A 9753-nucleotide genomic window follows, 5' to 3' on the forward strand; every position below is an offset into this window, starting at 1 on the left:
CCGCGGTTCTCGGTCGAGACCCGCGCTCACGGCAGCGGAACCCCGTAGAGCCGTGCCCAGTTCTTCCAGTCGAGCATCTGGTGGGCCGCATGCTCCGCGCTACCCGCCTGCCGGGAAGCCTCACCGGAGACGGTGCTCTGCGTCCGCGACGCGTTCGACGACCCGCGGCCGCCCCCACCTCGCACGGCCGGGTCGGTCGCGGGCAGCGCTTCCCGGTTCGCACGCGGGTCGTCGGCCGGGCGGGCGCCGTTGTCCCGCATCCAGCGCTGGAGCGCCGCCGCGAGGGACTCCCCCTCGACCTCTCCCGCGTAGTCGTCGCCGAACTCCGCCCCGGCGGCGTTGCTGGGGATGTCCTCCGGGGAGAAGCCGCTGCGGTAGTCGTCGCCCCACTCCGTGGCCCACTGGAACATCTCGTTGGCGAGACCGAGGCCCTCCGCCACCACGCTGCCCGTCGACGCGGCATAGCTCGCCGCCGCCCCGAAGTGCCGCACGTCCACCCAGCCGTAGGTGTCGCAGTAGAAGTACCGGCCGACGTTGCCGCCGTGGGCGTCGCTCAGCTCGTCGAGGACCTGGCCCACCGTCCGTCCGGCCGAGTGGTCGCGGACCCATTGCACGACGTCGTCAGCGTCCGTCGTCCCGGCCTGGTTCGGGGCTCGGTGCAGCACGGGTGTGCCCGACGGCGCACGGCCCGCCGCGCCGTCCCTGACGGCCGGCAGGTGGGCGCCCACCGGCAGCCCGACGGAAGCTCGTGACGCGACCCGGTTCGCCTGGGCCTCGGCAGCGGGACCGTCCGAGGTCGAGCCGCTGCGCTGCTGGACCACGTGCGCCGCCTCGTGGGCCGCCAGCTCGACGGACGCGTCGCGCGGCATCGACACCCGGTCACCCTGCGTGAAGGCGTGCGCCCGCACCCGCCGTCGCGTCTCGGCGTCCGAGGACGTGTCGCTGACCCGGATCCGGCGGAGGTCGTGGCCCGCGAACAACGGTTGCAGCCGATCGAGGTGCGGCAGACCTGCGCTGCCTGCCGAGGTCCTCGCGGCGACGTCCTCGGCCGTCTCGCGCCGACCACGCCCCCTCATCGCGCCGCACCCGCCCGCGGCCGCGCCGCCGACCAGGCCACGCGCCCGGACTTGCCGAGCTCCCAGCGCACCGCCCGGGCGAGGTGCTCCGTCTGCAACGGCCCGCCGTCGTCGGCGGCGAGGTATGCGGCCTGCAGCGCGGCGGAGGTGATCCCGCCGCCGGACAGGTCGGCCTCGGCGAGACGGTCGAGGTCGAGGTCGCGTCGTGGGACGGCGTCGGGCAGCGCCTGCTCCCACATCCGGCGACGCGCCGTGCGGTCCGGGTAGGGGAACGTCACGACGGCGGAGAGCCTGCGTGTGAACGCCGGGTCGAGGGCGCTGCGGGCGTTGGTGGTCAGCACCGCGAGCCCGCCGAACGCCTCCATGCGCTGCAGCAGGTACCCGACCTCCACGTTGGCGTAGCGGTCATGGCTGTCCTTGACCTCGGAGCGCTTGCCGAACAGGGCGTCGGCCTCGTCGAAGAGCAGCACCATACCGCCGTCCTCTGCCGCGTCGAACAGCCGGGCGAGCCGCTTCTCGGTCTCGCCGATGTACTTGTCGACCACCTGGGACAGGTCGACGTGCACGAGGTCGAGCTGCAGGTCGTGGGCGATCACCTCGGCGGCGAACGTCTTGCCGGTACCGCTGTCGCCCGCGAAGAGCGCGGCCGTTCCCCGCCCACGCGAGGACAGGGCACCGAACCCCCACTCGTCGAGGACCTTCGGGCGGTGCCGCACGGCTGCGGCCAGGGCGTGCAGCTGGTCGAGCTGCGCCTCGGGCAGCACCAGCCGGTCCCAGCCCGCTCGCGCGACGCGCACCTGGGCGAGCCCGCCCACGTCGCCTCGCGGCCGACGACGGCACGCGGACCACAACGGACGCCCGGCCGCGACCTCGAGCGCCACGGCGTCGACGTCACCCACCGCCAGGTCGAACGCTCCCGCGGCGGCCGCCACCTCGTCGTCGGGCACGACGGCGCCCGCTTCGTCGAGCGCGCCGGCCAGCGTGGCGCGCCGCTCCCCCGCCCCCAGCCGGGGCACGTCGACGACGGGCAGCCCGAGCCGTTCGAGCGCGGACGTGGCAGACCCGCCGTCGCCGAGGAGCACCACCGGTGCGTCGCTGGCGACGAGCGTGCGGCCGAGAGCACCGGGTGGTGCGGACGTGTCGAGGTCGACCAGCCAGGCGACCCCGCCCAGCACGGTCTCGCGCACCAGCCGCCGCACGAAGCGCTCCAGGTCGCCCGCAGCCGGCGGCAGGTCACCGGCGCCGAGCAGGCGCGGGGCGAGCCCCACGGACGCGCACGCCGCGGCAGCGACCGCCCGCGTGGTGCGGGGTTGCGGGCCGCGCAGCACGACGGGTCCGGACGCGGTCCAGCGTGCTGCCACCTCTGCGGCGACCGCGGACTGCGTCGGCGAGAGCCGGACGGGCACGGTGACGGGATGGCTGAGCACCTCCAGCCGCTCGTCGAGGGCGTCGACCCCGGCGAGCCGGTGCACCACCTGCTCGTCCGGGAGGAGGGGTCCGGCGACGACGGCGGTCGGGTCCGCCGGGCGCAGCAGCTCCCAGCGGCGCAGCGGCGCCTCGGGGACGAGCGCGTCCCAGTGCGCACCCGGCAGGTGCTCCAACGCGGCCGCGAAGCTCAGTCGTGGGCTGCCGGTGCGGTCGCTGAGCTCGCGGCCGACCGCACCGACGAGGTCCGGGCCGCAGGCCAGCAGCAAGGTCTGTCGTTCGAAGGTGCTGAGCCCGAACCCGGTCTCGATCTCGTCCAGCGGGCCGGGTGCCGTCTGCCCCGCGCGCAACCGGTCGAGGCGTGCCTGGGCCGGGCCGACGTCGGCGCCGGCCAGGATCGCACGCACCACGTCGAGCTCGCCGACCACGAGGTCGCGGACCTGCTCCGGCGCTGCCACCGTCGACGCCTCGCTCACGGCAGCGTCACCGAGGGTCCGTCGTAGGTGTCGCCGGACATGGTGGGCAGGCTCGCCACTCCGTCGACCGTGACCCGGACCATCCACGTGCCCGGCGTGAGCGCGGCGAGCGGCACGTCGAGGCGGTCGAGGGGAGGTCCCGCCTCGGGCACCGGTCCGGTGTGCTCCTCCACGAGCGCCGGGTCGGCGTCGTCCCCGCCGGCGACGCGGGCGAGGCTGACGGTGGCGCGCTGCCCGGCTGCCACGGGCGGCGTCACCGGCACCTCGACGTGCGTCCCGGTGGTGGTGGGCGTGCCGACGTCCGGCCGCACCACGAGCGGCAGGGTGTCGGAGCGACCGAGCACGCGGACGGGCTCCCCGGGCGCGCCGGGCGCCGCCTCGTGGACGACCTGGACCCCATGGACCCCCGCGCGCACGGCGTCGGTGAGGGTCACGGCGAGGCGATCCGTACGCGACGAGGGGTCCGGCGCGAGGCGTTCACCGGCCACCCGAACGGCGGTCCGGGCGCCGAGCAGGCCGCGACCGGTGAGCACGAGCATGGCCCCGGTGACCGCCGGACCGCCGCCGGCGACGGCGACGGCGTCGAGCAGCACGCGGCTGAACGGCCGGACCGCGAGTGCGCGGCTCGCGACGGGCATCGGCGTGCGGACCGGCAGCCCGGCCTGGAGGAGCACCACGGTGGCGGTGTACGTCTGGGACAGGAGATAGGGGGTGCCCAGGACGCCCCACAGCTTGGACAGCTCCTCGAGCGGCAGCGGGGTCGGGGTGATCTTGACCGCCTCGTCCTGGTCGGCGAGGTCCGCAGCGTCGAGGAAGTCGGTCGCCTCGGTGTCGAACGTCGCCACCGCGTCCTGGATCACCGACTTGGTCAGCACCGGGGTGGCCGCGAGCGCCAACGTGCTCCTGGCGAGCAGCCGCTGCGGTTCGAGGGCCTCCTCGTCTCCGTAGGCGGTGACGAGGTAGTGCAGGTCGAGTGCGGCGGCGGGTCGCCGGGCGAGGCTGCCGTCCGGGTGCCGCGTGGGCAGGCCGTCGAGGTTCCAGGCGTGGTTGGGCGTGACCTGGTAGAGGTACACGTTCAGCCCGGCGGCGACCTCGCCGACGTTGCCGAGCTCGGCGACCTGGGCGGGTCGCAGCGTGGTGACGTCGGCGCCGCCGACCGGTGCGGGTTCGTCGCCGAGCGACTGGTGCAGCACGTAGCGGACGGCCGAGGTGACGGCCGCGACGGCCAGCGTGTTGCTCATCGACGCCACCTGCTCTCCTGCCGGGCGAGGTAGGCGGTGTGGTCGTCGCGTGCAGGAGCCGGCGAGCGCGGGGCAGGGGCGGGCTGCGGGTCTGGCCGGTGCACGTCGACGCGGTCGATGTGCAGGTGGACCTCGCCCTGGGCGGGCACGTCGACGGGGTCGAGCCCGACGGTCGGCCTGTCGGATCGCCGCTGGACGTCTCCCAGCGCGCTCCGCGAGGGCACCGCGACGAGACGGCCGGCCTCGTGGCGGGACAGGGCGCCGTCGGCGGCGAGGGCAGGCGCGAGGTGGGCGAGGAGCTCGTCGCGGCTCACGGTGCGGACCCCGGTGGAGCGCTCGGCGCTGGACTCGGTGCGGACCTCCGCGATGGGCTCCGTACCGACTCCGGTGGTGGGGCGGGTGGTGGGCTCGGCGGTCGGTCCCGTGCCGTGGGCGGGCGCCGGGCCAGGGCGCCCCGGGTCGGTCCGGTCGGGCAGCGGACCGCGCGCGCCGTCGGGCGGTCGTCGGCTCGGCGCCGCCGCGGCCGGGACGGTGACCGGGACCGACGGCGCGGCATCCTGCCGGGGTGCCGGCACGCGGCGCGACGGCGGAGGCTGGTGCGCAGCAGGCGGAGTCGCGAGGGCGGGGCGCCTCGGCTCCGTCGGACCGGAGGTGCCCGGTGCCGTGGCAGGGCGCGGCTCGTCACGGCCCGGATCGCCCGGCACGGCGGGCGGCGCCGGGTCGGCACCAGCACCAGCACCAGCGCCGGAAGACTGGGACACTGCGGCGCGAGGTGCGTCGGTACCGGCGGCAGGGCGGTGGCGCACGGTGTCGGTGGACCGGGAGTCCTGGGTCGGGTCCAGGTGCTGCACGTCGCCACGCTCTGCGGCGGGTGTGGCATCGGGAGCGTCGACGGCCCGTGGTCCCGCCGGTGCCTCGAAGCGGCCGCTGCGTCGCACGGTGAGCGCCGGCCCGGCGGAGGCTCGGCCGACGAGCCGGTCGAAGACGCTCATCGGAACCGCGCCCCGTGGCGGGCCTGCTCCAGGTAGGCGGCGCGGCGGGCGTCGGGCAGGGCGAGCACCTCGCGCTCGGACCACCCGTAGACGGAGGCGAGCTCGGCGACCACGGCGATCACCCGGGTGGCGTCGTCGGCGACGCGGTCCGTGAGCAGCTCGACGAGGTCGACCGCGGCCGTCACCTCGGCGCCGCACGCCGGGCAGTCGAGGTGCACGCTGGTGTCCGCGGCCCCGGCGAGACGTTCGGCGGTCTGCTCCACCGCCGCGAGCACGTCCGGGTCGCGGACCGGCTCCTGCATCGTGGCGCCCACGGTGGCCTCGGAGTCCCAGCGCACGCACCGCCGACTCAACGCCTCCCCGGGGTCGGGTGCCGACAGCGCGGCCAGCACGTCCGCCGTCGTCGGCGCACGGACGACCGCACCGGGCACCCGGACCTCGGTCGACGGTGCCGGGTCGGTGGTGGCCGCGAGGTCGCCAAGCATCAGGGGCACGTCGAGGGACGTCCGGCAGCCGGGGCAGTCCACGACCGTGCCCAGCACGGGGCCGGCGCGGGTCCGCAGCTCGTCCAGCGCCACCGCGGCCGCTCGTGCGAGCGGCAGCTCGGCCGCGGTGTCCAGGTCCGGCGCCTCACCCCGGGCGTGGAGCAGCGCCGCCCCGCGGGACGCCGTCGCCACGCCCGACAGCGCCTCGTCGAGTGCCAGAGTGGCGCAGTCGTCGGACATCACGCCTCGAGCTTGGGCTCGGTGGGTTCGTGGATGGCGGCGTCGCGCTCCCAGCCCTCGTTCTCGAGCTTGAGCATCGCGATGGCGACGCCGTTGGCGTTGGCGTCCAGCTCCGGGACCGGCTGGTACTCCGAGACCCAGCAGCGGTAGACCTTGTAGGCGAGCGCCAGCTGCCCGGCCTCGTTGTAGACCTCGATGATGATGTCCTTGCGGAAGTCCGCCAGGGACGACTCGGCGCCGAGACCCGCGCCGAAGCCCCAGACCTTGTCGGACCACTTCTCGAACTCGGGGTCGTGCGTGACGCCCCGCTCGAGGGTGACCGCCTCGTACTCGGTCCGGCCGGGCGACTTGCGGCTGCTCGACGGGTCGCCACCGTCGCGGTGGGTGACGACCTCGGTGGTCTTCTTCAGCGCGCTGACCTTGCTGACCCCGGCCACGTATCTCCCGTCCCACTTCACGCGGAACTTGAAGTTCTTGTACGGGTCGAACCGGCTGGCGTTGACGGTGAACTCAGCCACGGCGTACCTCCTAGTCGCTGGCCGCAGCAGTCTTCTGCTGGACCGAGATGATGACGAACTCCGCCGGCTTCAGCGGGGCGAACCCGACCTGGATGTTCACGATCCCGCGGTCGATGTCGTACTGGGTGGTGGTCTCGGCGTCGCACTTGACGAAGTAGGCCTCGCGCGGGGTGCTGCCCTGGAAGGCGCCCTTGCGGAAGAGGTCCTGCATGAATCCACCCAGCGTGAGGCGGATCTGTCCCCAGAGCGGTTCGTCGTTCGGTTCGAACACCACCCACTGGGTGCCGCGGAACAGGCTCTCCTCGAGGAAGAGCGCGAAGCGTCGCACGGGCACGTATCCGTACTCGTCGGCGAGGACGTTCGCGCCCCGCAGGGTGCGCGCGCCCCAGACGACCGACCCGGCGTCGCGGAAGGTCCGCAGAGCGTTCACCCCGCCGGAGTTCAGGTCACCGGTCTCGCCGTCGGACAGGTTGCGTTCCAGGTCGACGACGCCGGTCATCGCGGCCTCGAGCCCGGCCGGCGCCTTCCACACGCCCCGCGACGCGTCCGTGCGGGCCATGACGCCGGCGACGACGCCGCTGGGGGCGAACGTGCCGATGCTTCCGCCGCGCAAGGGGTCGGCGTGGCGGACGCGCGGGTAGTACAGCGCGGCGTTGCGGGCTGCGAGTCCGGTGATGCCGTGGTCCGCGGCGAACGTACCGGCGGCGGCGGGAGTGGCATCCGGTGGCGGGTCGACCACGAGGAAGGCACGTCGTGTCACGGCGTAGGCGAGCGCGTCGGACCAGACACCCGCCGGGAGCTCGCCGGCCGGGGTGGGCGGCGGGATGACGAGGATGTTGACCAGGTCGGTGTCCTCGAGCGCGTAGATGCCGCCGCGGGAGGAGGCCAGCGCGGCGCTGGCGTAGTCCGTGCCGGCGATCGTGCCGCCGTCGGACCCCTGGTCGGCCGCGGCCACCGTGAAGGTCCCGGTCGTCGGTCGCACGTCCCCGTCGGCCGGAGCGGCGGTGGCGTGCAGCAGCTGTGAGCCCTCCAGGACCCGGTCCACCCGCCGCGGTCCGTCCACCATCGTGACGTTGCGGAAGATCTCGGCCGGGTCCTCGTCGGCAGCCTCCCGGACGAGGAGGGTGAACAGGTCACCGGCCGTGACACCACCGCCCTGGCCGGCGGCGACGTCTTCGCCCTCGGTCGTCGACAGGTGCTGCACCTCGACCTCCAGGGTGTCGGCCCAGCTGCCGGGTCCGTCCGCCTCCAGGGAGAGGTCGCCGACGTCCAGCGTCGCGGAGTCGGCGTCGGACGGGGCGATGCGGACCACGACGGCGCGGCCGCCGCCGTTGAGGTAGAAGTCACGGACGGCATACCCGAGGCCGCTGGCCCTGGTCAGGCCACCGAACCGCCGTTCGAAGTCCGCGTAGCTGCTGATGGATACCGGTACGTCCGCGGGGCCGCGCTGCGCCAGGCCGACGAACGCCGTGATCGACGTCGCGACGCCCGTGATCGCACGGTTTCCGCTCGGCACCTCGGTGATGTACACGCCGGGGTGGCTGGGGGTGATGGTCATGGGTGGCTCCTTCGACGCCGACGGGTGGACCGTCCGTACGCCGAGCGTGCGCGCCACGCGTCACAGAGGCGTCACCCGGGCGTCACGGCCCCTGTCGCTGTCGTCGTGGTGGGCCGCCGTGGTGGGCCGCCGGCGGGGTTGTCCACAGGCTGGAACGTGCGGTTCCGCGGGTGGGTAGGGGTCGCTAGGGTCGGTGGCTGGTCCTGGCCGCTGGCCTGTCTATGCCCTGGAGACGCGATGACGCGCACGACCCGGCACGATTCCTCTGTCCCACGTTGGTGCTGGCCTGCTGCGGTGGTGCTGGTGGGGGCGCTGCTGGTGGGCGGGTGTACCGGTGGGGAGCCCGAGGTCGAGGAGTCGCAGCTGCCGCTGCCGGCCTCGGTGACGGCGTCGCCGTCCGCGTCGGCGTCGGACGAGCCGTCGGCCGAGGCGTCTCCGGAGGCGTCAGGGGCGGCTGATGCCGGGGAGCCGGAGCGCCCGGCGGCCATGGACAAGAAGGACGCGGACGGGGCGGCCGCGGCAGCGGAGTACTTCCTGGCGCTCTACGACCACGCGCTCAAAACCGGGAAGACCGACGCTCTTAAGAAGATGTCTCACCGGGCGTGCGGGTTCTGCGACGACACGCTCCAGGAGGCATCAACCATCGCCGATGAGAAGCAGACCTACGAGGGGGGCGAGCTCGCCGGCGTACTGGTGCGAGCGTACAAGCGAGATGCTGTCACGGGCATCTATCCATTGGACATGGACGTGACACAAGCTCCCGCGAAGATCACGGAGAGTGATGGGACGGTCACCTGGCGCCAGGATCGTGTCATCACCGAGGCGCGCATTGAGATGGGGCTACGAGACGGTGAATGGGTCGTGGTCGAGATCGCGGGCAGGCCTCAGTGAAGCGGGCGCTCGCCATCTCCGTCGTGACTCTGGCCGTCGGTATCGCGGCTCCAGCGTCGGCCTCAGACTCTGACGACGGCCCAAGTGGATTCGATGGCAAGGCAACTAATCAGCATGTCACTGTCGAGTCGTTGGAGGAGCAGCAGGCGGCGATCGATGGGTCTGGTGGTGGAGACTCGGACGTGACCTACTTCCGGGCCACGGTGCATCAGTGCTGGCTGCGGGACCTGGACGCGACCCTGCTGGCCGAGGCGTGCGAAGAGGGCACCGAGATCGCCTACGACGGGCTGGACTGTGACGAGGACTCCTACGAGCTCGCCGGGCTGTGGGCTCTCACCGACCAGCCAGGCGACGCCCAGAGGCCCGCCGAGCTGGTCGACGAGGGCGCCTGCGTCACCCCGGCCGACCTGCTGGACGCCGCCACCCGCGAGTTCAAGGCCATGCCTATCGACCCCGCCCAGATCGCCCTGCACGCCGAACGCGACTGGGCCATCGTCAACTTCGGGGTCCACCCCCGCACGGACGACACCCCCCAGATGCTGGACACCACCCTGCTCGGGGTGCCCGTGCAGATCCGTGCCGTGCCGGCCGAGTACACGTGGGATCCCGGTGACGGCACCGAGGCCGTGGTCACCGACCACCCCGGCGGACCGTGGGACACCCCCACCGCGATCCACCTGCCCTACCCCGCCCCCGGCACCTACTCGGTCACCCTGACCACCACCTGGCACGGCCAGTTCCGCATCACCGGCACCCCCACCTGGACCGACGTGCCCGGCCAAGCCACCACGACCGACACCACCTACCCCATCGAGGTCCACGACGCCGAGGTCCGCCTCGTCCAACCCTGA

9 protein-coding genes are annotated in these 9753 nt (G+C 73.8%); 2 read left to right on the plus strand and 7 right to left on the minus strand.

The features are described from left to right. Positions 1-26 precede the first annotated feature (26 nt). From ACH5HR_RS10175 to ACH5HR_RS10205, 7 genes are read right to left on the minus strand one after another with little or no spacing between them, the layout of a single operon-like run. Positions 27-1076 carry an eCIS core domain-containing protein gene (locus ACH5HR_RS10175; RefSeq protein WP_416477687.1) on the minus strand — a complete coding sequence of 350 codons (1050 nt, stop codon included), beginning with the start codon at positions 1074-1076 and terminating at the stop codon, positions 27-29. After that, the gene (locus ACH5HR_RS10180) at positions 1073-2977 is read right to left on the minus strand and encodes an ATP-binding protein (RefSeq protein ID WP_416477688.1); all 1905 of its coding nucleotides are present in this window, start codon (positions 2975-2977) and stop codon (positions 1073-1075) included. Before ACH5HR_RS10180 ends, ACH5HR_RS10175 begins: the two co-directional genes overlap by 4 nt. After that, the gene (locus ACH5HR_RS10185; RefSeq protein WP_416477689.1) at positions 2974-4218 is read right to left on the minus strand and encodes a Pvc16 family protein; all 1245 of its coding nucleotides are present in this window, start codon (positions 4216-4218) and stop codon (positions 2974-2976) included. The genes ACH5HR_RS10180 and ACH5HR_RS10185 overlap by 4 nt, the downstream gene beginning before the upstream one ends. Beyond that, positions 4215-5210 carry a hypothetical protein gene (locus ACH5HR_RS10190; protein ID WP_416477691.1) on the minus strand — a complete coding sequence of 332 codons (996 nt, stop codon included), beginning with the start codon at positions 5208-5210 and terminating at the stop codon, positions 4215-4217. Before ACH5HR_RS10190 ends, ACH5HR_RS10185 begins: the two co-directional genes overlap by 4 nt. Next, positions 5207-5935: a hypothetical protein gene (locus ACH5HR_RS10195; protein WP_416477692.1), complete on the minus strand. Its 729-nt coding sequence runs from the start codon at positions 5933-5935 to the stop codon at positions 5207-5209. The genes ACH5HR_RS10190 and ACH5HR_RS10195 overlap by 4 nt, the downstream gene beginning before the upstream one ends. Then, on the minus strand, positions 5935-6453 hold the full coding sequence (locus ACH5HR_RS10200; protein ID WP_402375511.1) for a phage tail protein: 519 nt from the start codon (positions 6451-6453) through the stop codon (positions 5935-5937). The genes ACH5HR_RS10195 and ACH5HR_RS10200 overlap by 1 nt, the downstream gene beginning before the upstream one ends. Positions 6454-6463: 10 nt before the next feature. Beyond that, positions 6464-8011 (minus strand): phage tail sheath subtilisin-like domain-containing protein, encoded by a 1548-nt coding sequence (locus tag ACH5HR_RS10205; RefSeq protein WP_402375513.1) that lies wholly within the window; start codon positions 8009-8011, stop codon positions 6464-6466. 303 nt (positions 8012-8314) lie between these two features. On the opposite strand from ACH5HR_RS10205, the gene ACH5HR_RS10210 reads away from it, so the two are divergent. Both ACH5HR_RS10210 and ACH5HR_RS10215 read left to right on the plus strand, forming a co-directional pair. After that, positions 8315-8902 (plus strand): DUF6318 family protein, encoded by a 588-nt coding sequence (locus ACH5HR_RS10210; RefSeq protein WP_416477694.1) that lies wholly within the window; start codon positions 8315-8317, stop codon positions 8900-8902. Positions 8903-9084: 182 nt separating this feature from the next. After that, positions 9085-9753, plus strand: coding sequence for a PKD domain-containing protein (locus ACH5HR_RS10215; protein WP_416477696.1), 669 nt, complete (start codon positions 9085-9087; stop codon positions 9751-9753).

It is taken from the genome of Isoptericola maris (genome assembly GCF_048065335.1).
In the GTDB taxonomy this organism is placed as follows: domain Bacteria; phylum Actinomycetota; class Actinomycetes; order Actinomycetales; family Cellulomonadaceae; genus Isoptericola; species Isoptericola rhizosphaerae.

Bases quoted from the DNA above. Each gene is read 5' to 3' on its own strand.
- ACH5HR_RS10190 (WP_416477691.1), bottom strand. From the start codon at position 5,210: ATGAGCGTCTTCGACCGGCTCGTCGGCCGAGCCTCCGCCGGGCCGGCG.
- ACH5HR_RS10195 (WP_416477692.1), bottom strand. From the start codon at position 5,935: ATGTCCGACGACTGCGCCACTCTGGCACTCGACGAGGCGCTGTCGGGC.
- ACH5HR_RS10185 (WP_416477689.1), bottom strand. From the start codon at position 4,218: ATGAGCAACACGCTGGCCGTCGCGGCCGTCACCTCGGCCGTCCGCTAC.
- ACH5HR_RS10205 (WP_402375513.1), bottom strand. From the start codon at position 8,011: ATGACCATCACCCCCAGCCACCCCGGCGTGTACATCACCGAGGTGCCG.
- ACH5HR_RS10175 (WP_416477687.1), bottom strand. From the start codon at position 1,076: ATGAGGGGGCGTGGTCGGCGCGAGACGGCCGAGGACGTCGCCGCGAGG.